Below are 25,605 nucleotides of genomic sequence, written 5' to 3' on the forward strand. Positions count from 1 at the left end.
AAGCGTTGTATTCTTCCATGCCATCTCCTCCGGCTGCGGACCGAAGAAGAGTGCGGACCGCGATCACTCACCAGCGATTCTGACCCACGTGGACTGAAGCGCCAAGAATGGTCATGCCATCTGCTGCTGGCCGTGGCATGGAGCGGGTTGGCCTCCGGCGCTCTGGCCCATGGCCCCGAGACGCACGCAGCGCCGCCCGCCCCTGCGCTGTCGGACCAGGTCACAGCCCTGCCATGGAAACTGGGCGGCGCGTTCGAGCTTGTCGACCATACCGGCAAGACCCATACCCAAATTGATCCCCTGGGCCGGATGCAGCTTGTGTTTTTCGGCTATGCCAATTGCCCCGGTATCTGCAGTGCGGCGCTGCCGATGATGGCAGATACGGCAGAGCTTTTGGAGCGGCGTGGCGTTTCAGTCAGCCCGGTCCTGATCACCATTGATCCGGTGCTGGACACGGTCGAGACGATGGGTCCGGCGCTGGCAAAGATTTCGACGGATCTTGTTGGTCTGACTGGCGACCGTGACGCGCTGAGCGCCGCCTATGATGCATTTCAGATCAACTTTGAAAAGATCATGGACGATCCAGAGTATGGCCCGATCTACGCTCACAGCAGCCATATCTTTCTTCTGGATCAGACCGGCGAGGTTTTGACATTGCTGCCACCGGTTCTGCCGCCAGAGCAGGTGGCGGACATCGTGATGAAATACGCCGGAAGCTAAGGCTGTCTGGCCCCCACGATGGCTACGTCCGCAGGTGCGCGCAGGACACCTGCGTCAGGGCTTGCACGCTTGCGATCACCACGCCTCCCATTACTTTGGCTTGGTAAATGGACCAACTTTTCCAGCGAACACCGTGGCATCTTCCTCAGCAGGTGCTTGCATCAGGGGGCCAGGTCATAGACGACTGCGGTCGTCACAGACATTGAGCGCCCAGGCTCTCTATGCCGCCACGTCCCCTTCTATTTCTCGGAGTTCCTGTTGCAAGTTTTGCTCCTCTTCCGCAGTGAGGCCGCCATCGGACAAACCTTCTGGGTCATCGAAAATATCAGAGAACAGGTTTTCATTCTCGGATCCAAGGTTTGCCCCACCGAAATAACGGTCTAGCCAGCCCCAGGCACTCTCGATAATTCGGCGCTTGGTTCTCCGCCAGCGGTAGTTTTCCCGTTCGATCAGTTCAGTGCAGACGATCATTTCCCCAATGTTAAGGTCCTGCTGCTCAGACAGTCGAAATCGCAGCTTCACCTGCGCGGATAGACGATCGCTATCCTCGTGGCGCGTCACGGCAATGACCTCTGCCTCGATCTTGTCGAAACTGTCCATCCCTGTCATTCGCCGCCCCGCGCGCGGTTACGGGTTGCGGCAACTCGCTGAGAATTCGGCCGTGATCTGTCGTAAAGCAACCACATCCAACCCACGACCCCGATTGCGCAAACCGCAATTTGAAGGGCTATCGCATCGCTGAACCTCATCGCGAGAAACAGTGCGCAGATGATGATCACCCACCAAATCCGGATAAGCCTGTTGCGTATCCAGAGAACGCGCGTCACCTCGGATATTTCGCACTCCAAGAGGTCCGGTGCATCCACTGCGCTTCGCCAGCTGGCGATCGGCCGCGCAGCAAAGCAGGAAAGACCGAACACCGCCGTAAAAATAGAAATGGAAACAACGAGATACACAAGAAAACTCATCCAGAGACCGCTGCCAAGCCATGCAGAAACAACCGCCAGACCGAATCCTATCACGCTGCTCACAACAATCAGGATCACGGGGTGCGCGGTGGTCTCTTGATGCAAACTATCCAAATCCCCGCCGTCTTTCAAAGGCGCGGCTTGGAACGTCTCATGCGGATCGGGGTCCGCCCCGCTCCTGTTCACGGTGGTCCGTCGGATAGGCCCCCCTCCCGAACAGGTCGTGCGTCTTTCTTGCATCAACATAGCGATGGTTTCTTGGCTCGACTGCCGCCGTTGCGCATCGCGTGCAACGAAACGGCCGCCTCCCTGCGGTTCACCACGTAACGCGCGGTGATCATGTCGGACTTGCCGGTTTGCGCATCGAGGCAGGGAAACAGATGGAGTATCTCTGCCCGCGCCTCCTCGCAAAGAGTCGACCAGCCGACACAACCCGGATGAAAGCTCTCGGTCCAACACTGCTCGGAGAGAATGAGCTCGTGACAGTCAAAGAGAATGTGGAAATATTCAACATCACCCGGCGGCTCACGCAGGACCGCCTCCCCGTCGACCAGGTATTTTGCCGGAACCAGCACTTCCGTATGCCCGAGCAACAGCTCCAACATCGGTCCCTTCAGGAGAACGCGATGATTGGGTGATATGAGCAGGTCACGAGAATTCTCAAGAACGCCCTTGCGTATCCGGATCGGGGCAATCTCGGGATGTGCCTTGATCAACGTGCGGCCTATCCAGCGGATCTTCTGATAGCCATGATCGCGCGTGATCACGCGATCTCCAACCTTCAGATCCTCGACCGCGAACGCGCCATTGGCGCATGCGATGCGCGTTCCACGGCAAAAGCAAATGACATTCGTTGTATCAAAGTTCAGCCTTCGTGGATCGACCGTGGCGCCCCTGTTGGTCAGGGTCAGGCTGTTGCCGGCTGTCCATCCAGCCGCACGCTCATTAAGGATTCCGTCATCGCCGTAGTCGGCACGCAGCCACTCCAGCGGATTGCGGATTACCGTGGGGTCAATATCCCCCCTCAGGACGGCGGCATCAAAACTGGCCTGATTGTAAAAGCCCGACAGGTCCACAAAGTCGTTGTTTGACTGATCGCCATCCCGCGCGCCGTCCGTGTCGTCATTTCCGAAGTCTGAAATCGTGTCGTGCCCGGTTCCAGGCTCGAAACGGTCGTTCCCCACGCCACCCGCAATCAGGTCATCACCTTCCCGCCCTCGCAAAAGATCGTTTCCGGCATCACCAAACAGGGTGTCATTCGCAGACGTGGAAATGGCAGGAACGAGAGGGTTGGTATCGACGAAGAGCTCATAGATCGCCCCGTCGATCGATCCGAAGGTCGCCGTGGAGATAAAGACATCGAGGCGCGAATGCGGAATTCTGATCGTAAGTTCGAGAAACGCCTGTTCGCTGTCCGCCGGGTCAGCCAGCAATCCGGTCAACCTGCCTGACGCGTCGATGGTGAACGCACCGTTGCCCTCGAATGATACGTCTCCGGATGCGACGGCGGCATTCAGATCGAGCGCTATTCCGTCGAGGCTCAAGGTGACGACCTCAAGGCTCTCAAGACGGCTCATCAGGATCCGCACACCGGGAACCTGCGTCGGAGACAGACCTTCCGTGTATCGGTGCGTATGCGTCTCGCGTTCAACCTGCGGGTTGGGAAGCGCTCTATCCCCCACGAAGAACCCGGACAAATCATCCGTAGACCCGAATGCGACGGTTTCATTGGACGTTGTCGTGACGGTGAACGCCCCACGTCCATTCGTGCCGGCAACAGCCTGCGCACCGGCGGTCGAAATCTCCTGATAGACAGGTCCCACGGCCGTATCATTGGCGTCGGTGCCTGTGCCCCCATCAAGGGTGTCATTCCCCGTTCCGCCAAAGATCAGGTCAGCCCCGGTTCCACCGTCTAGGCTGTCGTTCCCATCGCCGCCGAGAATGGTATCATTCCCGAACCCGGCCAGAACCGTGTCATCACCGCCCGATGCGTCGACCAGATCCGCGTTGCTGTTGACGAGTTCGCCATTCGCCCCGCCAGCATCCAGATTATCAATTCGGTCGCCCTCTGGATCACCGACATAATTCTGATTAATCAGATCATTTCCGAGCGTGCCTGCTACCTGCCCATTCCCGGCACTCAGCAGCACATCGACGCTCGCAACATCATCTACCCGCGACGTGCCTCCAAAGCTCAGTGGAAAGCTCTGCGCCGTGAGATCAATGTCCTCGTTCCCTAGCTGGCCCGAGACACGTAGCGTCGCGATGTTTCTCTCGGTTCCATCCTCCTCGGAGAAGAGCGCAACAGCCCCCCGATCCTCCGACGAAACGCTGAAAAAGAGATCGCCGTTCGACATCCGCACGACGGTCCCTGCTTGGAGGCGCTGAATATCTCCATCCGGAAACGTTACCTGGAACGCAGAGGTATAAACTTGTCCCACCGTTGCAGTGACCAGACCACGCTCGGCCTGTACGTAACTTAGGGTGAGGGCAGTTTCTTCCGTGCTGTCCCCCCCGTCCAACGTGACGCGCAGGTACTCAGCAGGTTCGAATATATCCCCCGTCGCCACCTCCAAGCCCTGGGTCCCGGTGGTTGTCGTCCGGCTCGCATGACCTGCAGCGATATTTCCAAGGAAAAGCCACGTGAGTTTTTTCATGGGACGGCGGCCTTCTTAGTTTCAACGGCACGCAAGCACTGGTTCGGCACGGCACAGGTGCAACCAGAGCGCGGTGTGATGGTCGCCGCCTTCGGCAAAACCAATGATCAGCAAGAGACACAGCAGACCGCTCAGCATCATCGCTGCGGCGCGCGGGGCATGGCGTTTGCGGCGGCGAAGCACGTCCTTGCGCGCGACAGTCGAAGCTTCTGGCGGAACGCGCCGTCCCCTCTTGCTGGGCAGGCCGGAAAATTCAGAGGCCTCGTGCATCATCGCATCAGCGCGCAGTGCTTCGGGGGCGCGTAGCATTCCACTCTCTCCGTGCAGTAGTGCCATTCAGTTCGGACACGACGTTTGATCGCGGGGCCACGTTACGTTTGATGGGAAAGCCGATGAATGTCGGGGGGTCCGGGATCTTTGCGCAAACGTCCAGTTCTATGGTCAGCAGAGTTGGGCTTACGATCGGTGGCCAGCCGTGCCTGACAACAGGGCGGCAGCAGAGCCAGCGCACGAGCTCTGACAGGCGCACCCCTACGGGCACAGATGATTTTCAGAAGATGTAAGAGGAGGTTAGCTGCTCAGCCCTGCCACGCATAAAGCCTTGCATGACCTCTCCAGCCAGAGCCTTGATGTGCGAGCAAGCCGTATCGCGTCGAGCATACCGATCCCTTCACGGTAGCGTCGCAACGGATGATCGGGAACGCGCGACAGGCCCGCCGAAAGGTCGGCGGGCCTGCTGGTTTACGCCGCGACCTGACCCGTGGTGACGACCGGAAAGTCGATATCGGTGTCCGCCACATGATTCAGATAGTTGGTAAAGATGTTCGCCACGACATTGGCGAGTGTCTCCACAATGTCAGCCTCGCTCAGCCCTGCGGCGCGCGCCGCCGCGAGATCGGCATCCGACACTTTGCCCTTTGCGGCCACGATACTGACCGACAGCTTCAGGATCGCGGCCGTGCGCGGATCGTCGGAGCGGCCGACAAGATGGTCCTTGACCGCCTCGGGTGCAACCTTGAGCCCGGCCGAGATCGCCGAATGCGCCGAGGCGCAGTAATCACAGGTATTGGCGCCGGCCACGGCGAGGGCAATGGCTTCTCGGGTGCGGCCATCAAAGGCGCCCCCCGACAGCGTCTCGTTCAGGCCGAGCATGGCCGCCAGAACCGACGGCTGGTTCGCAGCAACGCGATACAGGTTGGGCACCATGCCGATCTTGCCCTTGATGGCGGAAAAGAGGGCGCTTGCCTCAGGCGTGGCAGCGGTATCGGAGACTTGGGTGATGCGTGCCATGGAATCATGTCCTTTCGTTGGCAGTTGTGAAAACGGGGGATCAGGCCGCAGGCATCTGCGGTTCGGGCTTCGACAGCCCTATGACGGTCACGACCGCCGCGCCGTTCAGCCAGTAATAGGCGGCGTCCAGACCAGAGAAGCCAAGGGCGAACGGCAGCACCAGGAACAGCAGCCCGACCGCAAGATCGACTGCAAGATGCAACTTGTAGGGAAGCACCCGGATCATCCCGAGGTGGTGATCCGTAAAGACCGTGAGCAAGAAGGCCGCCAGCCCGACCACGGGAGAGATCTTCAGTGCCAGCGGATTGGACGCACCGAGCCCCAACAGGAACGGCAACCCCATGAGAGCAATGGCGACCGGGTAATCGAGATAGGCGTGGATATTTTTGGTAACGAAGCGCATGGCGCAGGGACCTTTCTTTATGGTTGCGAGAACGGCGGCTCGCCGTGATCTCGACATAGGCCCTAAGGACTGGACGGTGAATGTTTGAAAATCCGATAAACCTGCGTGATCGTCCGGAACTTTGGGCAACCATTGCCAGCCCGGGCAAACGCTCACCACAGCAAGGGCGGTCACACCGACGAAGGGTCGATCATAGGCGGCGAGGCTGGGGGATCACGTCACCTCCCCCGGCCACAGCGCTCCGCCCCGAAAGAGGCCGCTACATCCAGCACCCCGTCATTGCCGAAATCGGGGGATAGGACACGCCCTGACAGGCGCCAGACAAACGCGCGTATTCAAAGGCGTCACCGGTCAGCGCCGCGCGGATCACCTCCAAAGGCGCCTTGCTCAGGCTGCGTTCAGTGCCGCACGCCCGGCTTTGGCCAGCAGGCGAACGGCTGCAGGGGTGACGCCGATCTCTTTCTTGAAAACCCGGCTGAACGCTGATTCCGACGCATATCCCGAAACCTCCGCGGCCTCGGCCACCGACAATCCGCGCTCTGCCAATGCCTCGCGCGCAATCTGCATCCGCCATGCGGTCACGTAGCTCATGGGGGTCACCCCAAGCCGCGCCGTGAATCGTTCGGCAAAACCGGTGCGTGACAGGCCTGCGACACGCGCAAGGCCCGCCACTGTCCATTCGGCAGCAGGGTCACGATGAAACATGCTCAGCGCGCGCGCGATCTGCGGGTCGGCAAAGCCTGCGATCCCCGGGATGTCCTCGGGCGACTGTTCGATAAAGGCCCGTATGGCCTGGGCAAAAATTGCTTCGGACATCTTGAGCGCGATCAAGTCACCGCCAAGCCGTGCGCCGCCCGCCTCGGCCCCGATAACCTTGAGCGTCGCATCGAGCCACCCGCCGGCGTCTTCGCCATATCCGCGCAGGTGGATATAAGGTGGCAACCGGTCAAACAGCAGGTGGCGCGAGCCCTCGGCCAGCGCGAAATGCCCGCAGATGAGCTGCGTGTCTCGCGGGCTTTCCTCGCCCCCCCAAACCAGCGTCCCGTATCCCGGAAACCCTGAGCGGGACAGCACATCATCCAGCGGCAACGCCTCTTCTGGTCCGGTGTGCCGGCATGACAGAACATGCGGTTCGCCATGCGGAATGATGACAAGATCGCCCTGCGCAAGGGTCACCGGCGCCTGTTGACCGCCAACACGCACCAACGCCTCGCCGCGATGCGCGTAATGGAACCGCGCCACATCGCGATAAGCAGGCACGCGCACTCCCCACGGTTCGGTGAAACTCGTTCGGAAGTAGAGCGTGCCGCGAAACGACAGGCGGGTAAGGATATCGCTGAGTAAGTCCAACATGCGGCACAGCTTACAGCTTCGGCGCAAGGAATCCAGAGCCGTGGACGATCGAGCATTCATTTCGGACGAAACGCCATTCATCGCGCAGAAGTTTTGCGGTGAACAGGCGTAGCCGCGCGGCGACGACCGACCGGACGGTCACGGCCTCGTCGGTCGTTGCGGTTTTATTGAACTGACCACAAGGAGACATCCAAATGAAGGTCCAAACCCTTGCCATGATCATGGCCATGACCAGCTTGCCCGCTTTTGCCCAGATGGCAACACAGTCAAATCTCATCGCGGTAGAGCCAGTGCTCGAGGTTCCCACCGAAGACTATCGCACCGGGTGGGTTCAGATCGGGGCATTTTCGGTGCTCGCAGAGAATCCCGCAGACGGTGCGCAGGAAATTCACGCGGTCTTCATCGACGAGGATGCGCTCAAGGCCTACCTCGCCGAAGGCCGGTTCGTCGAGGGGACGAAAATCGTCAAGGAGGTCTGGAGCACCCAGACCGAAGATCTGACAACCGGACGCGCCAGCTATGCCGACACGCTCAAGGGCCGCTTCGTCATGGTCGCCGACCCCGACGCCAAGCTGGGTGCAGGCCCGCGGTTTGGTGACGGTTGGGGATGGGCCTTTTTCCCCGGACAGGAAACCCGGATCACCGATACCAAAGACTACCGGGATGCCTGTCTGGCCTGCCATGAACCGGCCCGTGATCAGGGATTGATCTACCTTCAAGGCTATCCGGCCCTGCGCTGATACCACGCCAGAGCACCCCGCGCAGAACTGGACGATTGAGCATAATATTAGGCTTAACCAGCATTAATAATACAAAACTCGCTCGGTAACATGGGCCCACATCGTCAGGACATACCGCAACTCACGCGGTGGCCAGGCGATGTCCCATTCCAGCCGGGATGGGAATTTCCGCAATAAAGAAAGGACAACGCATGAAACGGAAACTGACTCTGACCGCTGCGACGCTGTCAGCAATCCTCGCCTTTGGGCCAGCGATGGCTGCCGACGAATTCAACGTCGTATCTGGCCTGACTGCGGCAGGTGCCCCGCTCGGGGTGCATGGCGTCGACGTGGTGTCGCTGATCGAGTACAACAAGGAACAGGCCGGGAGTGCGAAATTCACTTCGGTCCACGACGGTGTGTCGTATTACTTCACCAGCGCAAAGCACCAGAAATCCTTTGAGGCCAATCCGTCGAAATACCTCCCGCAAAACGGCGGCTTCTGCACCTATGGGGTTTCCGTGGGCAAGAAGTTCGATGGCGACCCGAGTTTCGCGTCGGTGGTCGATGGAAAACTCTACGTTTTCCTGAACGAGGATATCTACAACCTCTATCTCAAGGATCAGGCCGGAACGATCCACAAGGCGGAGCAGAACTGGACAAAGATCCAGCACACCGCCGCCAAGGATCTCTGACCCACCTACCGCGCAGAGCCGGTCGCACAAACCGGCTCTGCGTCTTCCGCGTCTAAGCCAGACGAATCGTGGCTGGGCCGCGTGCTATGACAGGCAAGCGACGCACTCCCCATTCGTCCAGCATTACGGGTAAATCTCCGGACGATCGGGCAGAAATACCGAACGCCCCCGCATTCAGACGCCAGCAAAATTCGGGCAATGTCAGTCGCGAATATCTGAGCGAGAGAATAACCGATGACCCCGCACTGTTCCTAGGTGACAATGCCCAATTTCATGCCCCTCACACGCCGTCGCTTCGGTCTTGGTTTTGGCGCGTTCCTCGTTAGCGGCGGAACGCTGCGCCAGTCACACGCGCACGATGGGCGCCAAGAGGTCATGGTGCGCATCGACAATTCCACCTTCGAGCCCTTGGTCGTTGAAATCTTCGCGGGGGATAGCGTGACATGGGAGAATAACGATCCTGCGCCCCATACCGCGACGGCTCCGGACGGAAGCTGGGACACCGGGCCGCTTGAGCGGGGCGCGCGGGGCCGGATCATCTTTACCGAACCCGGCGAGTATCCCTATGTCAGCACGTTTCGCTCGCACATGAAGGCAACCATTCTGGTGCGCAATCGCGATGATGGATGAGCCCACTCTAGAATGCAAATGGCCTTGGCACTGACATGTCGCTGGCCCCAGGAGACCACGATGAACAAGCCGATAACTCTCAACAGCCACGCGCTCTGCCCATATGTGCAACGCATCGCCATTGCCCTGCTCGAGAAAGGGGTGGCGCATGAGCGACGCGTCGTTGACCTCGGCAACAAACCCCAGTGGTTCCTCGATATATCGCCGCTGGGACGCACGCCGGTGCTGACTGTTGGGGACGCGGCGCTCTTCGAGTCCACCGCTATCTTGGAGTATCTTGAAGAAACGCAATCCAATCCGTTGCATCCCACCGATCCGGTTGCGCGCGCACGCCATCGCGCCTGGATGGTTTTCAGCGCAGAGGTGCTCGACACGATCGCGGGATTCTACTCGGCCCGGGATGCCATGACGTTCGAGGCAAAGACAGCCGCACTCCGCCGTCACTTCGCACTTCTTGAGGATCATCTTAGCGCCGGACCGTGGTTCTCCGGTGCGGGCTTCAGCCTCGTAGACGTGGTTTTTGCTCCGGTTTTTCGATATTTTGACGTCTTTCACGAGATTGACAGATTCGGGTTCTTCGACGGGCTGACCAAAGTTCAGGCTTGGTCGCTGCTTCTTGCGGCCCGCCCCTCGGTGCAAGATGCGGTGAGCAAGGATTACAACGCGCTCTTGCGTGCCTTTCTGCTTCGCCGCGACAGCGTGCTTGCCGCGCGCATGACGGCTTCAGGCGCGGCCTGAGTCACTGTCCACAATGATCCAGCCTCACTCGCCTCTTGATCTGACCTTCGCACGCCTGACAGAGGTCCCGATCGCAACGCTTGTCAGCCATATGTCCGATCCCCGTGTCGCACGGCATATGCCGCTCTTGCGTCTACCTTGGGATGCCGATGCAGCGAAACGCTTCATCGCTGCCAAGGAAGCCTGCTGGCAGCGTGATGGGTTGGGGCATTGGGCTTTCTTTCACGATGGCCAATACCTCGGCTGGGGCGGCTTCCAAAAGGAAGGGTCTGAGTGGGATTTTGGCCTTGTGCTGCGTTGGGAGGCCTTTGGTCTGGGCCTTGCGATCACGCGCGCGGCACTTGATTTCGCCCATGCGGACCCAGGAATTCCATACGTCACCTTCCTGCTGCCACCATCACGTCGTCACCTTGGGGCTCTTGCCAGGATGGGCGCCGTGCCCTTGGGCGAGGTGCAGTATGAAACCGAGCGTTTCCTAAAATTTCGCCTCGATACCCCCTGCCCTGCCACGCCCCCCGCTTTGCACAACCGAAAGGACATGCCATGACAATGATCGACCACCTGAGCCTCGGCGTTGCCGATATCGCAGCCGCATGCGGCTTCTATGCCCGCCTGTTCGAGCCGTTGGGCATCGCCTGTCTGGCCGCGGGCGACGGCTTTGCCGCCTTCGGCCGTGACCAGATCGCGTTCCTGCTGCTGCCACCCTTCGACGGCAAACCGGCAAGCGCCGGCAATGGCGCGCATGTCGCGTTCGCAGCCCCGTCGCGTGCGGCGGTCGATGCCGCCCACGCTGCGGGGCTTTCCGCCGGGGCGGATGACGAAGGCGCGCCAGGTTTGCGCGCGGCCTATCCCATGCCGAATGTCTATGCCGCGTATCTGCGCGATCCTTGGGGCAACAAGCTGGAGATCGTCCATGCCGGTTTCTCGGCCAGACAGGAACCGGTCTGAGCTCGCGCAGCTGCAGGCCGAAATCACGGCCTGCACCCTCTGCCGGGACCTGCCGCTTGGACCTCGTCCGATTTTTCAGATTGGCGCGGGTGCGCGCATACTCATTGTCGGACAAGCGCCAAGGCGCAAGACGCACCATGCAGGCCGCCCCTTCGACGATGCCTCAGGCGTGCGGCTGCGCAGCTGGCTCGGCCTCGACGAAGCGACGTTCCGTGATCCGGAAAAGATCGCGATCCTGCCCATGGGGTTCTGCTTTCCCGGAACTGGCCGTTCGGGTGATTTGCCTCCGCGCCCCGAATGCGCCCCTCGGTGGCGTGCACGCGCGCTGACGCAGATGCCCAATATCATGCTGACCGTCGTGATCGGCCGCCATGCGCAAGGCTGGCACTTGCCCGAAACCTCACACCTGCCCCTTGCCGAAGCGATGCGGGATTGGCCGACACGTTGGCCCACCAGCATCCTTCTGCCGCATCCAAGTCCGCGCAACGTGGGGTGGTTTCGACGCAATGACTGGTTCGAAACGGATCTGCTCCCCGTAGTACAGGCGCGCGTCATCGAACTTATCGGAAATTGCGCCGAGCAGCGCACCTTGGGCCACTGACCCGAGATCGGACAGCTTGAGCCCGGATTGAAATCACGACCGCACTTTTTAAATGATCCGGGCCAACCTGCGACAGGCTGGCCCGGTTTTCGGTGAACGCGTCAGAGGTCGGTTGCGGCAGTGTGTTTGATCTTGCCCCAGTTTGCTTCGGCCTTTGCAACAGTGCCCGCCTGATCCTTGAGGTATGCCTTGTACACATCCTCGTTGAGGAAAACGTAGAGTTTGTCGTCCATCACGGCTGCAAAGCTCGGGTCGCCGTCAAACTTTTTCCCGACCGAGACCCCAAAGGCGCAGAACCCGCCATATTGCGGCATGTAGCGCGCCGGGTTCGCCTTGAACGCCTTCATGTTCTTTTCCGAGGCAAAGTAGTAGGCGATCCCGTCGTGAGCGGCGACATAAGCGGCGCTGCCTTCGGTGTTTTCGCCATGATCGACGAGTGAAACCGGGTCGGCGCCATGCAGGCCGAGCGGCGCACCGCTATAGGTAAGGCCCGGAGTGACGTTGGCTTCGTCGGCAGCCATTGCAGGTCCGAAAGCGCAGAGCACGCTCAACGCGGTGGCCGCGAGGGTCAACTTGCGAGACATTGGATTTCCTCTTTTCATAAGTGATTACAGCCCGCACCGCAGGGCACAGGGCGCCAAAGCCTGCGGGAAAAGCATTGCGTCCCGCCAACAAAGGCGCGCAGTCTAACTATCCAATCCTCGCGTTTCTTTAATGCCGATCAGTCCGTGTTATATGCCCATTCGTCCTTTTCGATGAACGATGGCAACGTGGCGCCCCGCCCCAGGAGCGGCAACACATGCGCCTGACGCGTCAGCCACGCCGCAAACCGGCTCTCAATCCTCGAACAGCTCGTTCTGCCCGGGTGCGCTCTCGCTCTCGTTCTCGTCCTCCTCTCCCCCCATCTGCGGCATCGTGCCCGGTGGTGGGCGGTTGTCCAAAAGACCCGCGGCGCGCAACTCCTTCAAGCCCGGCAAGTCGCGCGCGCTCTCCAGCCCGAAATGATCCAGAAACTCTTGCGTCACCACGAATGTCACCGGCCGCCCCGGCGTCATCTTGCGCCGCCCAAAGCGGATCCATTCCATCTCCAGCAACTGATCCACGGTGCCCCGGCTGACCGCGACACCGCGAATTTCCTCGATCTCTGCGCGCGTCACCGGCTGGTGATAGGCAATGATTGCCAGCGTCTCGATCGCGGCCCGGCTCAGCTTGCGTGTCTCCACCGTCTCGCGGCTCATCAGATACCCAAGGTCGGGCGCGGTGCGAATGGCCCAGGCATCGCCCACCTTGACCACGCGCACTCCGCGCCCCTCGTAGCGCTTGCGCAGATGCACGAGGGCCTCGGCCGGATCGCTGCCGTGCGGCATGCGCTCGGCCATATCGCGCGTCGTCAGAGGCTCGGCGCTTGCAAAGAGCATCGCCTCGATCATCCGCTCCTGCTCGCCAATGGGTGGCGCTTGAAACAGGCTTTGTTCTTTTTCGTCTGATGCTTCCGCCATGATCTTAATCCCTGCGCCGCAATTCGATCGGCGCGAAAACCTCTGCCTGCCGCAATTCTGCGCGTCCTTCCTTGACCAGTTCCAGCGCCGCCGCAAAGGTCGAGGCCGTGGCCGAGCGCCGCCGCGCCGGATCGGCGGTGAACCCTTCCGGCAGATAGCTCAGAATATCGGTCCAGGTGCCCGCATAGCCGATCAATCCGCGCATCCGCTCCAACGCCTGTTCCATCGTGAACAGCGCATCGCGATCCATCACAAAGGGGCGGAATTCGTCGCGCGTCCTGATCCGGGCATAGCCCTGCATGAGATCGAGCAGCGTTGCCGTGTAGGTCACACGCCGCAGGCGCGCCACATCCTCGGGCACACCGCGCGCAAAGAAATCGCGCCCCAGCCGGTCCCGCCCCATCAGCCGCGCCGCACAGTCGCGCATCGCCTGCAACCGCTCCAATTGAAAGGCCAGATGCGCCGCGAGTTCCTCGCCCGATGGTCCCTCTTCACTCGGATCAGGCGGCAACAACAGGCGGGACTTGAGAAAAGCAAGCCACGCCGCCATCACCAGATAATCCGCCGCCAGTTCCAGTCGCAACGCCTTGGCACGTTCGACAAAGGCCAGGTATTGCCGCGCCAGTTCCAGCACCGAAATCTTGCGCAGGTCCACCTTCTGCGTCCGGCTCAGCGTCAGCAAAAGGTCGAGCGGCCCCTCGAACCCGTCCACATCGACAATCAGCGCCTCAGCGGCCAACCGCTCGGCGACATTGACCGGCGTCTCATCCCTGTCGAAATCGTCCTCAACCATGCGCACACCCGCCCATCAGCGCATCAAGCTGTGCCGAGAGGGCGGAAATGTCAATCTCTTGGGGGGTCTTGCGCCATGTCAGCGCCCGCTCTGCCCGGCGTTGCGCAGGCTCGCTCATTTCGCCTGCGGCGTCGGCCACGGCAATGCGCTCGGCCAGCGTGCCGTTGCAATGCAGGATCACATCGCAACCCGCCACAAGGGCCGCCCGCGACAGATCCGGCAGCGTGCCCTGCAGCGCCTTCATCGAAATGTCATCGGTCATGATCAGGCCGTCAAAGCCGATGTCCTCCCGGATCACCCGCATCATCGCAGCCGAGAGCGTCGCAGGGGCTGAATCAATCGCCCGGTACACCAGATGCGCCGTCATCCCGAGCGGCAGATCGTTGAGCGCCTGAAACGGCGCAAAATCAGTATCTTGCAACTCGCTTCTCGGGGCCGTCACCACCGGCAGATCATGGTGGCTATCCGCCTCGGCGCGGCCATGTCCGGGGATATGCTTCACCACCGGCAATACGCCCCCGTCCAGCAAACCATTCGCCACCGCACGGCCCAAAGTCGCGACCGTATGGGCATCGGTGCCATAACAACGGTTGCGCAGGAACGGATGCGTTGCAGGCCCCGCCACATCCACCAACGGCGCGCAATTGCTGTCGATGCCAAGCGCGTGCAACTCCGCCGCGATCAGGCGATAGCGCAGATACATCGCCTCTGCCGCGCGGCTACCCGCCGCCTCTGCCTGATCCAGCGGTGCAGGCCACTCGCGCCAGCGCGGCGCGCGGAGCCGTTGCACGCGCCCCCCCTCCTGATCAATCGTGACCATCGCCTGATGCCCTGCGGCCTCGCGCATCTCGGCCACCAGCGCGCGCACCTGATCCGGGCTGTCTATATTGCGCGCAAAGAGGATAAAGCCAAACGGGCGCGTGTCGCGAAACAGCGCCTTTTCCTCTGCCGTCAGCCGCAGACCCTCTGCGTCGAGGATCGTCGCTCCGAACCGCGTCACCGCGTGACCACCGGGATACATTCGGCCCGTTCCGCGACCAGCGCCGAACAGAACCGCCGCGCATCCCCCAGATCGGCAAACCCCATGGCCCTCAGCCGGTAAAACGTGCGCCCGCCGCTTTCGGCACGCTGAATAACCCGTTGCTTTCCGTCCAGAAAATCACCGAACCGGCCTACCAATCGGTCCCATTCCGCGCGCGCCACCTCGGCCGAGTCGAACGCGCCCAATTGTGCCAGTCGCGTGCCTAGCGGGATCGTATCGGCATCCACCTCGTCCGAAGGGGCCGAGCGTGCCGCCGCCACCGCAAGCGCGACCGCCTCCGGCACAGAAGTCAGCGCCGCCGGCCGCGCCCGCGGGCGCACGGTCTGCGCACCTGCCGATTGCTCCGCTTCCGGCGTGTCCACGCCATCTGCTCCCGTCACCTCTTCTTCCAGCGGGGCGATTGGCGCGGCCCCCGCCGCAATCTGATCCGCAAGCGCCTGAATGGACGCATTCTGAATCTCTTCCGGCACGGCCTGAGGCGCGGGTTCCGCCACCTCCGCACGCGGGGCCGCCTCAGCGACCTCTGCCGCCTGCGTCACGGGTGCCACATCCTCGAGCGACAGTTCCAACGGTGGCGGGGCCAGAACCAGCCGATCCGCCGGGGCCGCCGCCGTGCCTTCGGCCGCCACGGCATTGACCGCCAGCCCCTGATTGGCCGCAGCATCTCCGCCGGGGTCGGCGGGTGCCTCGCGCATCGGCCCCTCGGTTGCCCGCACCACCGGCACGCCCGAGACATCGCGCATCACCATCTTGGTGCCCCACACCCCAACGCCCGCAATCAGCGCAAGCGACAGCGCCGCGCCGGTCAGATTGGTCAGCTTGACAAAGAACTTTGCCCGCTCAGGCCCCCGCTCGGGCCGCGCATAGTGCATATCTGCCATGTCCGCCTCATGCTCTCCGGCGATACATGGTCGCCGGGGATGGTTTCTTCTGCCTCACCCCCGGCTTGGTGCGTTATCGCATCTCTTCCGCCGGAGTGACGCCAAGAATACCAAGACCTGCGGAAATGACAACGGTTACGGCACGGGCAAGGGCGATTTTCGCCTGTGATGTGGCCGCATCGCCCTCTTGGATAAAGCGCAATGAGGCATCGTCATTGCCCCGGTTCCACAGCGCGTGCAGATCAGACGCCAGATCATAGAGATAAAACGCCACACGGTGCGGCTCATTGGTGCGCCCGGCGATCTCGACCAGACGTGGCCATTCCGCGATCTTGCGCGCCACCGCCAACTCCGCCTCATGGGTCAACCCAGACAGATCGGCCGCCGCCAGCGTGGCGTCATCCACGGCAATCCCGGCCTCTGACGCCTTGCGCAGCACCGAGTTGACGCGGGCATTGGCATATTGCACGTAGAACACCGGGTTATCCTTGGACTGCTCCAGCACCTTGTCGAAATCGAAATCCAGCGGCGCATCGTTCTTGCGCGTCAGCATCACGAAACGCGTTACATCGGGCCCCACCTGATCGACCACATCGCGCAGCGTGACAAAGGTGCCCGCGCGTTTCGACATCTTGAACGGTTCGCCGTTCTTGTAGAGCTTGACCAGCTGGCAGAGCTTGATATCGACCGGCACCCGCCCATCCGACAGCGCCGAAACCGCCGCCTTCATCCGCTTGACATATCCGCCGTGATCCGCGCCGAAAACGTCGATCAAGAGGTCAAAGCCCCGGCCGATCTTGTCATAGTGATAGGCAATATCCGGCGCGAAATAGGTCCAGCCGCCGTCAGATTTCATGATAGGCCGGTCCACATCGTCACCATGTTCGGTGGATTTGAACAGGGTTTGCTCGCGCGGTTCCCAATCTTCGGGCATCTTGCCCTTGGGCGGCTCCAGCACACCGCGATAGATCAAGCCCTTGCTGCGCAAATCCTCGATCGCCGCCTCGATACGGCCTGTGCCATAGAGCGATTTTTCCGAATAGAACACGTCCATCTCGACGCCAAGCGCCTTGAGGTCCTCGCGGATCAGCGCCATCATCCGGTCCGTGGCGAAATTGCGGACCGGCTCCAGCCAGACCGCCTCGGGCTCGTCCACATAGGCATCGCCCACTTCCGCCTTGAGCGCCTCGCCCACCTCGATCAGGTAATCACCGGGATAGGTGCCATCGGCAAAGGCCACCGCCTGCCCATGCGCCTCAAGATACCGCAAATAGACCGACCGTGCGAGCACATCGACCTGCGCGCCACCGTCGTTGATGTAATACTCGCGCGTCACATCATAGCCCACATAGTCCAAAAGCCGCGCCAGGGCATCGCCGAATACCGCGCCCCGCGTATGGCCCACATGCAGCGGCCCCGTAGGGTTCGCGCTGACATATTCGACATTCACACGCTTGCCCGCCCCAAGGGTCGAGCGGCCATAATTCGCGCCTTCGGTCAGTGCCGCGCGCGCCACCCGGTGCCAGACCGACGCCGCCAGCCGCAGGTTGAGAAACCCGGGCCCCGCCACCTCGGCGCTCTCGACGCGGTCGTCCTCGGCCAGCCGCGCCGCGAGGGCTTCGGCAATATCACGCGGCTTGAGGCCCGCAGGCTTGGCGAGCACCATCGCCGCATTGGTCGCCACATCGCCATGGGCCGCATCGCGCGGCGGCTCGACCGTGACATTGGCCATGTCCAGCCCCTCGGGCAACTGGTCCGCGGCCTGCATCGCGGCCAGCTTTTCCAGCACGAGGTCGCGCATATCGGTAAAGAGGTTCATCAAAGCTATCCTTGCTGCTTGGGCGTGGGGTTATCCAACGGCGCGCGGCGCGTCAATCACAAGCGGCGCAAACCGTCACGCTCGACGGGTGCAACCCGCCGTCCCGGGCGGCGCCAAAGCCCAAAAACACCGCAGGCTCCAAGAGAACCGACAGCGCCGCCTTGCCCGCGCCCGCCGCCCGCATCAGGCGCAGCGTATGCACCGGCACCGCCCCGCCCATCTCCTCGGCCAGATAACCGCCCAGATGGTCCAGAGCCAGACGGCAGGCGCGCTCCGCCGCCCCGGCCCCTGCGCCAGGCACCGCATTGACGATCAGAACCCGGCCCCGCGCCACCGCCAATCCCGGTCTCAACACCCGCGTCAGCGCCGGAATCGCCATCGTCACAGCCCCCAACCGTCCCGCCAAACGCAGAGGTTGCAGATGGATCAGAAGGTCAATCGGCGTATCCCCCCAGAGATCCCCCAGCCGCGCACAGACCCTGGGGCGCATCACATCGAGCGCCAGCGTCTCGATCCGCCCCGGCACCAGCCGCGCCAACGCCTGACAACGCCGATCCTCCCGGTCGATCACGATCACCTGCGCCCCGCGCTGCGCCAGACCCTGCGCCAGCACAACACCGGCCGCACAGCCCGCCGCAGCGATCAGCACCGTCTTGCCCGCAATCTGAGACATGGAACCCGACATCACCGATACGTCCCCAATACGCCTGTTGGTTAGCATCGGGGTGCGCCGCATACAACGCAGGCCGCGCGCCACGCTGTATAATCTTTTAAGTTATAAAGGGTTAGACACCGTTATCGGCGAAATCCCGCACACCTTCGCCCGTCAGACGTGCATATTCCTGCAAGGCAAAGCGATCCGTCATGCCCGCGATATAATCGCTCACCAGCCGCGCCAAGGCTGTCTCATCCACCGCCTGCGCCACGTCGCGCCGCCATTCTTCGGGCAAGTGCTCGGGCCGGTTGAGATAATGGGGGAAAAGCGTGCTCACCGCCCCATGCACCCGCGCGCGCATCTCGTTGACCGAGGGCGCGCGATACATGCGCGCGAAAAGAAAGGCCCGGATCTGTTTCAAATCGGACCAGAGCGCATCCGAGAACCGGATCACCGGACGCCCCAGATGCCGCACCTCCTCGACGGAAACGACCGCTTCTGTCTCCAGCAGATGCCGCGAGCGGGCAATCACATCCCCCACCATCACCCCGAACACCCGGCGCAGGGCCTCATGCCGGCGGCGCTTGCGATCAAGCCCGGGATAGAGCCGGTCCACCTCGGCATAACAATCGCCCACGATGGGCAAAGCAGCAATCTCGTCGTCGTCAAACAACCGCGCGCGCAGCCCGTCATGCAGATCGTGGTTGTTATAGGCGATGTCGTCCGAGAGCGCGGCCACCTGTGCCTCGGCACTGGCATGGGTCAGCAATTCCAGATCATGCCGCGCGTTGTAATCGGCGAGCGCATAGGGCAGTGGCCCCGTCACAGGGCCGTTATGCTTCGCCAGCCCTTCCAGCGTCTCCCATGTCAGGTTGAGCCCGTCAAACTCGGCGTAATGCCGCTCCAGCGCGGTCACGATCCGCACCGCCTGCGCGTTGTGATCGAACCCGCCATAGGGTGCCATCAGCGCATCGAGCGTATCTTCGCCCGCATGGGCAAAGGGCGGATGCCCCAGATCATGCGCCAGTGCCACCGCCTCGGTCAGTTCGCCATTCAGCCCGAGCGCACCCGCAATCGTGCGCGCCACCTGCGCCACCTCGATCGAATGCGTCAGACGCGTGCGAAAATAATCCCCCTCATGCGCCACGAACACCTGCGTCTTGTGCTTGAGCCGCCGAAACGCGCTGGAATGGATGATCCGGTCCCGGTCCCGCTGAAACGGCGAGCGAAACGCGCTTTCCTCTTCCGGAACACGCCGTCCACGCACCCGCGCGGGATCAGAGGCATAGGGGGCCGTCATCGCTGCAAATCCTTGTCGCCCGAGGTCAGGCCCCATATATTGCACCTGACAGCAAACGTGAACCAGTCAGGAGCATCTCGATGCAATTGCCGCCCAAGGTGACCCCCCGCGCCTTCGCCCGCCTCGCCGAAATCGGCGCAAGCGATCAGGGACAGGCCCTGCGCGTCGCGGTTGAGGGCGGCGGCTGTTCCGGCTTTCAATACGACATCCGCCTCGACCAGCCCGCGCAGGATGACCTGATTCTCGAAGGCGAAGGGCAAAAGGTGGTCGTGGATGCGGTCTCCCTGCCCTTTCTCGCCGGGGCCACGATTGACTTTACCGAGGAACTGATCGGCGCGCGCTTTGTCATCGACAATCCCAACGCCTCCTCCTCCTGCGGCTGCGGCACCTCCTTTTCGATGTGATCGCTTGTCACCCCCGCGCCCCTGCGCGATAGAGGGGTCAATCGGGAACAGGGGGCCGCGCCATGAAAATCGCCACGTTCAACATCAACGGCATCAAGGCCCGGATCGAGGCTTTGCCCGCCTGGCTCGACGCCGCCACCCCCGACGTGGCCCTCTTGCAAGAGATCAAATCCGTCGACGACGGCTTCCCGCGCGAAATCTTCGAAGAGCGCGGCTATAACGTCGAGACCCACGGGCAAAAGGGCTTCAACGGCGTGGCGATCCTCTCGAAACGGCCACTCGAGGATGTAACCCGCGGTCTGCCCGGTGATGCCAGCGACGAACAGGCCCGCTGGATCGAGGCCACCGTGATGGGCGAGCATCGCGCGCTGCGCCTCTGCGGTCTCTACCTGCCCAATGGCAACCCGGCACCGGGACCGAAATACGACTACAAACTCGCCTGGATGGAACGGCTTTACACCCGCGCCCGCGCCCTTCTTGCCACCGAGGAACCGGTGCTGCTGGGCGGCGATTACAACATCATCCCTCAGGACGAGGACGCCGCCCGCCCGGATGCCTGGCGCGAGGATGCGCTCGCCCGTCCCGAGAGCCGCGCCGCCTTTCGCCGCATCCTCAATCTCGGCTTCACCGAGGCGTTCCGCGCGCGGGTGCAGGGACCGGGGCATTACACCTTCTGGGATTATCAGGCGGGCGCGTGGAACAAGAATGACGGCATCCGCATCGACCATTTCCTCCTTAGCCCACAGGCGGCGGACCTGATGACCGATTGCGGCATCGACAGGGATATTCGCGGCCACGACAAACCCTCGGATCACGTCCCCCTCTGGGTCGAAATCGACGCCTGAGCCTCTGCACAAATCCGATCGCCTCTGTGACCAGATCACAGACCGGCGCCTCCCCGGCATGCGACAATGGCGCATCAACCGGGCCTGCGCGCCCCTCAAGCCATAGGTGATCCCATGCTCAAGAAGAATGTCGGCTCCATCGACCGCACCCTGCGTATCCTGCTCGGCCTTGCCCTGCTTTTGGGCTTCGTGCTCAACCGCGAAGGCGCCTATAGCTGGCTTTACCTCATCGGGGTCGTTCCGCTCGTGACGGGCCTGATGTCGTCTTGCCCGCTCTATTCGATCCTCGGTCTCTCGACCTGCCCGCTCAAGAAGTAACGGCAAGGTTTCGCCCATCGCTCACGCCCGGCCTTGGCATCGGGCGTGACAAGGCCCATGTCTTTCCCTCAAAAGAAAGGACAGGCCATGAAACACACGATGATCCTGTTGATCCTGGGAATGACCTTGGGCGGTGCCCCCGCCTTTGCCGATCACGGCCATTGCCCGCCGGGGCTGGCCAAGAAACACAATGGCTGTCAGCCCCCCGGCCATGCGAAAAAGCAAGGGTATTATCGCATCGGCGACCGTATCGGCGACGATTACATCATCCTGCGCAATCCCGGTCGCTACGGTCTGGACCGGAACGAGACCTATTACCGCGTCGGTGATCAGATTTACCGCGTCAACCGCGAAACCCGCGAGGTTCTCGACCTGATCGGGGCCGCGGCGGCTGTGTTGAACTAACCCCCGGGCCGATCACGCCCTAGTCGCGCCACCCTTGGCGCAGCAGCGCAGAATAGTCTGCGCTGCTCATCCCCGCCACAGGGCGGCGCGGCAGGGCGGCCCGCGCCTTCAACTCTGCCAGCGGCGTCGTCTGCGCCCCCGGCAACACCCCCAGATCATAGAGGTATCCGTGCAACCGCCCCGACAGGATCACCCGCAGATCGAACACCACCCCCTCCGCAACCTGCCGCACCAGCCGATAGGGCATCGTCGTGCAATTGGTCCAGAGCGTGTGATACCAGCGCGGCTCCCGCGCCAGAGCATTTCCATAGTCCAGAAACGCCTCGAACAGCGCCGCGCGCTGTGCCGCCCCCATCTGGACCGGATAGAGCGAGACCGCCTCGCCCCGCGCATCGGTGCGCAGATGCACGATGTCGCGCTCGTCAGCAGCGATCAAGACCAACTCATACCGCTTGAAGAATCCGCCAATGGCCGAAAACTCTTCGCCCACCTCCCTGCGGATTTCCCCGGAAAAGACAATGTGCCGCCCATCCGCAAAGCCGAAGCTGACCAGCGTATGCGCAATCTCCGGGCTGTCCCAGACCGACATGATCATGTCAACAGACGTGATCTGCTCCGGATCAACCACGAGGTCATACCAGGTCTCGACTGCCTCGGTCGGGCTGGACCAGCGGAAGTCCCGGATATTGCGCACAAGCACCAGACCATCGCCCTGCGCCTCAGCGGTGACACCGCGCGCAACCTCCGCCATCCAGTCCCGCTCCTGTCGCGGCGCAAGACTGCCCCACCACAGCGCCCAGACCGCCAGCACCACAGCGCTCAGCCCGAATGCCCGGCCCAGTTGCCCGCGCCAGAGCATCCGCAGAGCCCCCGGAATGGCTACCGCCAGACCACAGTAGAGAAGATACACGAGCGGCGCGGCGATCTGGAAGTGCAGGCTCAGCCCGATCCAGACCCCAAGGATCAGAAGCAGCGCCCCCCCGACCCCCCGTCCGAGCAAGCCTAGAAACCGGCGCACACCCTATTCCGCCGCCACACGGCGCGCCGCCAATATCTCCTTGAGATAGCGCCCGGTATGGCTGCGCGGCTCTTCCGCCACCTCTTCGGGCGTGCCAAACGCCACGATCTCGCCACCGCCATCGCCACCCTCGGGGCCGATATCGATGATATGGTCGGCGGTCTTGATCACATCGAGGTTATGCTCGATCACCACCACCGAGTTGCCCTGATCCACCAGTTCGTGCAGCACTTCCAATAGCTTGTTCACATCCTCGAAATGCAACCCCGTGGTCGGTTCGTCGAGAATATAGAGCGTGCGGCCCGTGGACCGCTTCGACAACTCCTTCGACAGCTTCACCCGCTGCGCCTCACCGCCCGAGAGGGTCGTCGCCTGCTGGCCCACCTTGATATAGCCAAGACCCACCCGCATCAGCGCATCCATCTTTTCGCGGATGCTTGGCACCGCCTTGAAAAATTCCTGCGCCTCTTCCACAGTCATATCAAGAACATCTGCTATGCTCTTGCCTTTGAACCGTATTTCCAGCGTCTCGCGGTTATAGCGCGCGCCCTTGCAGGTCTCGCATTCCACGTAGACATCGGGCAGGAAATGCATCTCGATCTTGATCAGCCCATCGCCCTGACAGGCCTCACAACGCCCGCCCTTGACGTTAAAGCTAAAGCGCCCGGGCTTGTAACCGCGCGCCTTGGCCTCGGGCAGACCGGCGAACCAATCCCGGATCGGCGTGAATGCCCCGGTATAGGTGGCCGGGTTGCTGCGCGGGGTGCGCCCGATAGGCCGCTGGTCAATGTCGATCACCTTGTCGAGATGTTCGAGCCCCTTGATCGTCTCACAGGGCGCGGGCGTCTGACGCGCCCCATTCAGACGCATCGAGGCGGTCTTGAACAGCGTTTCAATCGTCAGCGTGGATTTGCCCCCGCCCGACACGCCCGAAACACAGACAAACTGCCCCAGCGGGAATTCGGCCGTCACCTCCTTGAGGTTGTTGCCGGTCGCCTTGACCACGGTCAGCTTCTTCTTGTTGCCCTTGCGCCGCACCTCTGGCACCGCAATCTCGCGTGCCCCCGACAGGTATTGCCCGGTTAGCGAGGCCGGATCGGCGGCCACCGCCTCGGGCGTGCCGCGGCTGACCACGCGGCCGCCATGCACCCCGGCACCGGGACCGATATCGAACACGTAATCGGCGGTGCGAATGGCCTCCTCGTCATGCTCGACCACGATCACCGTATTGCCCTGATCCCGCAGATTGCGCAGCGTTTGCAACAGCCGCCCGTTGTCGCGCTGATGCAGGCCGATGGACGGCTCGTCGAGCACGTAGAGCACCCCGGTCAACCCGCTGCCGATCTGGCTGGCCAATCTGATCCGCTGGCTCTCGCCCCCTGACAGCGTGCCCGCATTGCGGCTCAGCGTCAGGTAATCGAGGCCCACGTTGTTCAAGAACCCCAACCGCTCGCTGATCTCCTTGAGAATGGCACGCGCGATTTCGTTCTTCTGCTTGCCCAGATGATCCGGCACGGTGCCGCACCACTCCAGCGCCTCGCGGATCGACATCTGCACCACCTGCCCCACGTGCAGGCCCGCAATGCGCACCGCAAGCGCCTCGGCCCGCAGGCGATAGCCGCCACAGGCGCCACAGGGCCTGTTGTTCTGGTAACGCTCGAACTCTTCGCGCACCCAGCTTGAATCGGTCTCGCGATAGCGGCGTTCCATATTGGGAATGACGCCTTCAAAGACCCGGCTCACCTGATAAACGCGCCCGCCCTCGTCATAGCGGAAATTGATCTCTTCCTCGCCGGACCCATGCAGGAACACCTGCTTCACATGCGCCGGCAGGTCTTTCCACGGGCTGTTACGGTCGAATTCGTAATGCTTGGCAATGGAATTGATGGTCTGCGTGAAATAGGGGCTCTTGCCCTTGCGCCAGGGTGCAATCGCCCCATCCGCCAGTTTCAGCGCCTCATCCGGCACCACCAACCGCTCGTCAAAGAACAGCTCCGCCCCCAGCCCGTCACATTCCGGGCAGGCGCCAAAGGGCGCGTTGAACGAAAAGAGCCGCGGCTCGATCTCTGGGATGGTGAACCCGCTGACCGGACAGGCGAATTTCTCGGAAAAGATCACCCGCTCCGGCTCGCCCTCCTTGGGCGCGGATTCCAGCACCGCAATCCCGTCCGCCAGGTCGAGCGCCGTTCGGAAACTGTCCGCAAGCCGCGTCTGCAACCCGTCCTTCACCACCAGACGATCCACCACCACGTCAATGTCATGGCGGAATTTCTTGTCGAGCGTGGGCGGCTCGTCCAACTCGTAGAACTTCCCGTCCACCTTGACCCGCTGAAACCCGGATTTGCGCAGTTCCAGAAATTCCTTGCGATACTCGCCCTTGCGGTCGCGCACGATGGGCGCCAGCAGATAGGCGCGTGTGCCCTCCTCCATCGCCATGACGCGATCCACCATATCCTGCACCTGCTGCGCCTCGATGGGCAGGCCGGTGGCGGGCGAATAGGGCGTGCCGACACGGGCAAAGAGCAGCCGGAGGTAATCGTAGATCTCCGTCACCGTGCCGACAGTGGAACGAGGGTTCTTGCTCGTCGTCTTTTGCTCGATGGAAATCGCCGGGCTCAGACCGCTGATATGGTCCACATCCGGCTTTTCCATCATGTCGAGGAACTGCCGCGCATAGGCGCTGAGGGATTCGACATAGCGCCGCTGCCCTTCGGCATAGATCGTGTCAAAGGCGAGGCTCGATTTCCCCGATCCCGACAGCCCGGTGATCACCACAAGCTGATCGCGCGGAATATCCACGTCGATGTTCTTGAGGTTATGCTCGCGCGCGCCGCGCACCTCGATATATTTCAGATCGGCCATTCTGACCCCCCGGACTCACCTCTCCCACACATAGGCGAGAGA

At 62.1% G+C, this 25,605-nt stretch carries 30 protein-coding genes; 12 read left to right on the top strand and 18 right to left on the bottom strand.

Annotated features, from left to right (window positions below; translation table 11 throughout):
- Window positions 1-132: 132 nt before the first annotated feature.
- Window positions 133-720, top strand: coding sequence for an SCO family protein (locus MVC20_RS02570; RefSeq protein WP_297538164.1), 588 nt, complete (start codon window positions 133-135; stop codon window positions 718-720).
- 219 nt (window positions 721-939) lie between these two features.
- On the opposite strand, the gene MVC20_RS02575 is transcribed toward MVC20_RS02570, so the two are convergent.
- From MVC20_RS02575 to MVC20_RS02610, 8 genes are all read right to left on the bottom strand, one after another.
- Entirely contained in the window at window positions 940-1,320 is a 381-nt protein-coding gene (locus tag MVC20_RS02575) for a hypothetical protein (protein ID WP_297538165.1), read from the bottom strand.
- Window positions 1,321-1,325: 5 nt separating this feature from the next.
- The gene (locus MVC20_RS02580) at window positions 1,326-1,766 is read right to left on the bottom strand and encodes a hypothetical protein (protein WP_297538167.1); all 441 of its coding nucleotides are present in this window, start codon (window positions 1,764-1,766) and stop codon (window positions 1,326-1,328) included.
- 161 nt (window positions 1,767-1,927) lie between these two features.
- Window positions 1,928-4,345 carry a Hint domain-containing protein gene (locus MVC20_RS02585; protein WP_297538169.1) on the bottom strand — a complete coding sequence of 806 codons (2,418 nt, stop codon included), beginning with the start codon at window positions 4,343-4,345 and terminating at the stop codon, window positions 1,928-1,930.
- Between the two features lie 21 nt (window positions 4,346-4,366).
- Window positions 4,367-4,654 (bottom strand): hypothetical protein, encoded by a 288-nt coding sequence (locus MVC20_RS02590; protein ID WP_297538171.1) that lies wholly within the window; start codon window positions 4,652-4,654, stop codon window positions 4,367-4,369.
- Window positions 4,655-5,086: 432 nt separating this feature from the next.
- Window positions 5,087-5,635 (bottom strand): carboxymuconolactone decarboxylase family protein, encoded by a 549-nt coding sequence (locus MVC20_RS02595; protein WP_297538173.1) that lies wholly within the window; start codon window positions 5,633-5,635, stop codon window positions 5,087-5,089.
- A gap of 40 nt (window positions 5,636-5,675) precedes the next feature.
- Entirely contained in the window at window positions 5,676-6,038 is a 363-nt protein-coding gene (locus tag MVC20_RS02600) for a hypothetical protein (protein WP_037272407.1), read from the bottom strand.
- A 387-nt stretch (window positions 6,039-6,425) separates the two neighbouring features.
- Window positions 6,426-7,391 carry an AraC family transcriptional regulator gene (locus MVC20_RS02605; RefSeq protein ID WP_297538176.1) on the bottom strand — a complete coding sequence of 322 codons (966 nt, stop codon included), beginning with the start codon at window positions 7,389-7,391 and terminating at the stop codon, window positions 6,426-6,428.
- Between the two features lie 10 nt (window positions 7,392-7,401).
- Window positions 7,402-7,620: a hypothetical protein gene (locus MVC20_RS02610; protein ID WP_297538178.1), complete on the bottom strand. Its 219-nt coding sequence runs from the start codon at window positions 7,618-7,620 to the stop codon at window positions 7,402-7,404.
- Between MVC20_RS02610 and MVC20_RS02615 the strand changes: the two genes are divergently transcribed.
- The 7 genes from MVC20_RS02615 to MVC20_RS02645 all read left to right on the top strand — a co-directional run bounded on the left by MVC20_RS02615 (window position 7,619) and on the right by MVC20_RS02645 (window position 11,722).
- Window positions 7,619-8,131 carry a cytochrome P460 family protein gene (locus tag MVC20_RS02615; RefSeq protein WP_297538180.1) on the top strand — a complete coding sequence of 171 codons (513 nt, stop codon included), beginning with the start codon at window positions 7,619-7,621 and terminating at the stop codon, window positions 8,129-8,131. The two genes, MVC20_RS02610 and MVC20_RS02615, sit on opposite strands and share 2 nt — an antisense overlap.
- Window positions 8,132-8,322: 191 nt before the next feature.
- Window positions 8,323-8,805, top strand: coding sequence for a YHS domain-containing (seleno)protein (locus MVC20_RS02620; RefSeq protein ID WP_297538182.1), 483 nt, complete (start codon window positions 8,323-8,325; stop codon window positions 8,803-8,805).
- Window positions 8,806-9,078: 273 nt separating this feature from the next.
- Window positions 9,079-9,435 (top strand): cupredoxin domain-containing protein, encoded by a 357-nt coding sequence (locus tag MVC20_RS02625; protein ID WP_297538184.1) that lies wholly within the window; start codon window positions 9,079-9,081, stop codon window positions 9,433-9,435.
- A 60-nt stretch (window positions 9,436-9,495) separates the two neighbouring features.
- Window positions 9,496-10,173 carry a glutathione S-transferase family protein gene (locus MVC20_RS02630; RefSeq protein ID WP_297538186.1) on the top strand — a complete coding sequence of 226 codons (678 nt, stop codon included), beginning with the start codon at window positions 9,496-9,498 and terminating at the stop codon, window positions 10,171-10,173.
- Between the two features lie 13 nt (window positions 10,174-10,186).
- The gene (locus MVC20_RS02635) at window positions 10,187-10,720 is read left to right on the top strand and encodes a GNAT family N-acetyltransferase (RefSeq protein ID WP_297538188.1); all 534 of its coding nucleotides are present in this window, start codon (window positions 10,187-10,189) and stop codon (window positions 10,718-10,720) included.
- 2 nt (window positions 10,721-10,722) lie between these two features.
- Entirely contained in the window at window positions 10,723-11,121 is a 399-nt protein-coding gene (locus MVC20_RS02640) for a VOC family protein (protein WP_297538190.1), read from the top strand.
- Window positions 11,087-11,722, top strand: a complete 636-nt coding sequence (locus tag MVC20_RS02645) for a uracil-DNA glycosylase family protein (RefSeq protein ID WP_297538192.1) — start codon at window positions 11,087-11,089, stop codon at window positions 11,720-11,722. Before MVC20_RS02640 ends, MVC20_RS02645 begins: the two co-directional genes overlap by 35 nt.
- A 101-nt stretch (window positions 11,723-11,823) precedes the next feature.
- Here MVC20_RS02645 and MVC20_RS02650 read toward each other — a convergent pair whose 3' ends face one another.
- The 8 genes from MVC20_RS02650 to MVC20_RS02685 all read right to left on the bottom strand — a co-directional run bounded on the left by MVC20_RS02650 (window position 11,824) and on the right by MVC20_RS02685 (window position 19,711).
- Entirely contained in the window at window positions 11,824-12,294 is a 471-nt protein-coding gene (locus MVC20_RS02650) for a YHS domain-containing (seleno)protein (protein WP_363320677.1), read from the bottom strand.
- A gap of 264 nt (window positions 12,295-12,558) precedes the next feature.
- On the bottom strand, window positions 12,559-13,221 hold the full coding sequence (scpB, locus tag MVC20_RS02655; protein ID WP_297538196.1) for an SMC-Scp complex subunit ScpB: 663 nt from the start codon (window positions 13,219-13,221) through the stop codon (window positions 12,559-12,561).
- Window positions 13,222-13,225: 4 nt separating this feature from the next.
- Window positions 13,226-14,014, bottom strand: coding sequence for a ScpA family protein (locus tag MVC20_RS02660; RefSeq protein ID WP_297538198.1), 789 nt, complete (start codon window positions 14,012-14,014; stop codon window positions 13,226-13,228).
- Entirely contained in the window at window positions 14,007-15,035 is a 1,029-nt protein-coding gene (gene nagZ / locus MVC20_RS02665) for a beta-N-acetylhexosaminidase (RefSeq protein WP_297538200.1), read from the bottom strand. The genes MVC20_RS02660 and nagZ overlap by 8 nt, the downstream gene beginning before the upstream one ends.
- Window positions 15,011-15,937 carry an SPOR domain-containing protein gene (locus MVC20_RS02670; RefSeq protein ID WP_297538202.1) on the bottom strand — a complete coding sequence of 309 codons (927 nt, stop codon included), beginning with the start codon at window positions 15,935-15,937 and terminating at the stop codon, window positions 15,011-15,013. Before MVC20_RS02670 ends, nagZ begins: the two co-directional genes overlap by 25 nt.
- A 73-nt stretch (window positions 15,938-16,010) precedes the next feature.
- On the bottom strand, window positions 16,011-17,756 hold the full coding sequence (gene argS / locus MVC20_RS02675; protein ID WP_297538204.1) for an arginine--tRNA ligase: 1,746 nt from the start codon (window positions 17,754-17,756) through the stop codon (window positions 16,011-16,013).
- A 52-nt stretch (window positions 17,757-17,808) separates the two neighbouring features.
- Window positions 17,809-18,441, bottom strand: a complete 633-nt coding sequence (locus MVC20_RS02680) for a hypothetical protein (RefSeq protein WP_297538205.1) — start codon at window positions 18,439-18,441, stop codon at window positions 17,809-17,811.
- Window positions 18,442-18,541: 100 nt separating this feature from the next.
- Entirely contained in the window at window positions 18,542-19,711 is a 1,170-nt protein-coding gene (locus MVC20_RS02685; protein ID WP_297538206.1) for a deoxyguanosinetriphosphate triphosphohydrolase, read from the bottom strand.
- 80 nt (window positions 19,712-19,791) lie between these two features.
- Here MVC20_RS02685 and MVC20_RS02690 point away from each other — a divergent pair, with 80 nt between their 5' ends.
- The 4 genes from MVC20_RS02690 (at window position 19,792) to MVC20_RS02705 (ending at window position 21,683) form a co-directional block, all read left to right on the top strand.
- Window positions 19,792-20,115, top strand: a complete 324-nt coding sequence (locus MVC20_RS02690; RefSeq protein ID WP_297538207.1) for an iron-sulfur cluster assembly accessory protein — start codon at window positions 19,792-19,794, stop codon at window positions 20,113-20,115.
- Window positions 20,116-20,177: 62 nt separating this feature from the next.
- Window positions 20,178-20,960, top strand: a complete 783-nt coding sequence (gene xth, locus MVC20_RS02695) for an exodeoxyribonuclease III (protein WP_297538208.1) — start codon at window positions 20,178-20,180, stop codon at window positions 20,958-20,960.
- A 114-nt stretch (window positions 20,961-21,074) separates the two neighbouring features.
- Window positions 21,075-21,278 carry a DUF2892 domain-containing protein gene (locus tag MVC20_RS02700; protein ID WP_297538209.1) on the top strand — a complete coding sequence of 68 codons (204 nt, stop codon included), beginning with the start codon at window positions 21,075-21,077 and terminating at the stop codon, window positions 21,276-21,278.
- A gap of 87 nt (window positions 21,279-21,365) precedes the next feature.
- On the top strand, window positions 21,366-21,683 hold the full coding sequence (locus tag MVC20_RS02705) for an excinuclease ABC subunit A (protein WP_297538210.1): 318 nt from the start codon (window positions 21,366-21,368) through the stop codon (window positions 21,681-21,683).
- 19 nt (window positions 21,684-21,702) lie between these two features.
- Here the strand turns inward: MVC20_RS02705 and MVC20_RS02710 are convergent, their stop codons facing one another.
- A complete protein-coding gene (locus tag MVC20_RS02710) occupies window positions 21,703-22,701 on the bottom strand; it encodes a DUF4105 domain-containing protein (RefSeq protein WP_297538211.1) in 999 nt (332 codons plus the stop codon).
- Between the two features lie 3 nt (window positions 22,702-22,704).
- Window positions 22,705-25,563, bottom strand: coding sequence for an excinuclease ABC subunit UvrA (uvrA, locus tag MVC20_RS02715; RefSeq protein WP_297538212.1), 2,859 nt, complete (start codon window positions 25,561-25,563; stop codon window positions 22,705-22,707).
- Window positions 25,564-25,605 lie beyond the last annotated feature (42 nt).

It is taken from the genome of Roseovarius sp. (genome assembly GCF_027019125.1).
Taxonomy (GTDB): Bacteria; Pseudomonadota; Alphaproteobacteria; order Rhodobacterales; family Rhodobacteraceae; genus Roseovarius.

Excerpts from the sequence above, each read along its gene's own strand:
- MVC20_RS02630 (WP_297538186.1), top strand. The coding sequence starts at position 9,496 with ATGAACAAGCCGATAACTCTCAACAGCCACGCGCTCTGCCCATATGTG.
- xth (WP_297538208.1), top strand. The coding sequence starts at position 20,178 with ATGAAAATCGCCACGTTCAACATCAACGGCATCAAGGCCCGGATCGAG.
- MVC20_RS02690 (WP_297538207.1), top strand. The coding sequence starts at position 19,792 with ATGCAATTGCCGCCCAAGGTGACCCCCCGCGCCTTCGCCCGCCTCGCC.
- MVC20_RS02635 (WP_297538188.1), top strand. The coding sequence starts at position 10,187 with ATGATCCAGCCTCACTCGCCTCTTGATCTGACCTTCGCACGCCTGACA.
- MVC20_RS02640 (WP_297538190.1), top strand. The coding sequence starts at position 10,723 with ATGATCGACCACCTGAGCCTCGGCGTTGCCGATATCGCAGCCGCATGC.
- uvrA (WP_297538212.1), bottom strand. The coding sequence starts at position 25,563 with ATGGCCGATCTGAAATATATCGAGGTGCGCGGCGCGCGCGAGCATAAC.
- MVC20_RS02620 (WP_297538182.1), top strand. The coding sequence starts at position 8,323 with ATGAAACGGAAACTGACTCTGACCGCTGCGACGCTGTCAGCAATCCTC.
- MVC20_RS02615 (WP_297538180.1), top strand. The coding sequence starts at position 7,619 with ATGACCAGCTTGCCCGCTTTTGCCCAGATGGCAACACAGTCAAATCTC.
- MVC20_RS02605 (WP_297538176.1), bottom strand. The coding sequence starts at position 7,391 with ATGTTGGACTTACTCAGCGATATCCTTACCCGCCTGTCGTTTCGCGGC.
- nagZ (WP_297538200.1), bottom strand. The coding sequence starts at position 15,035 with ATGTATCCCGGTGGTCACGCGGTGACGCGGTTCGGAGCGACGATCCTC.
- MVC20_RS02610 (WP_297538178.1), bottom strand. The coding sequence starts at position 7,620 with ATGGCCATGATCATGGCAAGGGTTTGGACCTTCATTTGGATGTCTCCT.
- MVC20_RS02685 (WP_297538206.1), bottom strand. The coding sequence starts at position 19,711 with ATGACGGCCCCCTATGCCTCTGATCCCGCGCGGGTGCGTGGACGGCGT.
- MVC20_RS02575 (WP_297538165.1), bottom strand. The coding sequence starts at position 1,320 with ATGGACAGTTTCGACAAGATCGAGGCAGAGGTCATTGCCGTGACGCGC.
- MVC20_RS02590 (WP_297538171.1), bottom strand. The coding sequence starts at position 4,654 with ATGCTACGCGCCCCCGAAGCACTGCGCGCTGATGCGATGATGCACGAG.
- MVC20_RS02700 (WP_297538209.1), top strand. The coding sequence starts at position 21,075 with ATGCTCAAGAAGAATGTCGGCTCCATCGACCGCACCCTGCGTATCCTG.
- MVC20_RS02595 (WP_297538173.1), bottom strand. The coding sequence starts at position 5,635 with ATGGCACGCATCACCCAAGTCTCCGATACCGCTGCCACGCCTGAGGCA.
- MVC20_RS02645 (WP_297538192.1), top strand. The coding sequence starts at position 11,087 with ATGCCGGTTTCTCGGCCAGACAGGAACCGGTCTGAGCTCGCGCAGCTG.
- MVC20_RS02600 (WP_037272407.1), bottom strand. The coding sequence starts at position 6,038 with ATGCGCTTCGTTACCAAAAATATCCACGCCTATCTCGATTACCCGGTC.
- MVC20_RS02660 (WP_297538198.1), bottom strand. The coding sequence starts at position 14,014 with ATGGTTGAGGACGATTTCGACAGGGATGAGACGCCGGTCAATGTCGCC.
- scpB (WP_297538196.1), bottom strand. The coding sequence starts at position 13,221 with ATGGCGGAAGCATCAGACGAAAAAGAACAAAGCCTGTTTCAAGCGCCA.
- MVC20_RS02625 (WP_297538184.1), top strand. The coding sequence starts at position 9,079 with ATGCCCCTCACACGCCGTCGCTTCGGTCTTGGTTTTGGCGCGTTCCTC.
- MVC20_RS02705 (WP_297538210.1), top strand. The coding sequence starts at position 21,366 with ATGAAACACACGATGATCCTGTTGATCCTGGGAATGACCTTGGGCGGT.
- MVC20_RS02585 (WP_297538169.1), bottom strand. The coding sequence starts at position 4,345 with ATGAAAAAACTCACGTGGCTTTTCCTTGGAAATATCGCTGCAGGTCAT.
- MVC20_RS02670 (WP_297538202.1), bottom strand. The coding sequence starts at position 15,937 with ATGGCAGATATGCACTATGCGCGGCCCGAGCGGGGGCCTGAGCGGGCA.
- argS (WP_297538204.1), bottom strand. The coding sequence starts at position 17,756 with ATGAACCTCTTTACCGATATGCGCGACCTCGTGCTGGAAAAGCTGGCC.
- MVC20_RS02680 (WP_297538205.1), bottom strand. The coding sequence starts at position 18,441 with ATGTCGGGTTCCATGTCTCAGATTGCGGGCAAGACGGTGCTGATCGCT.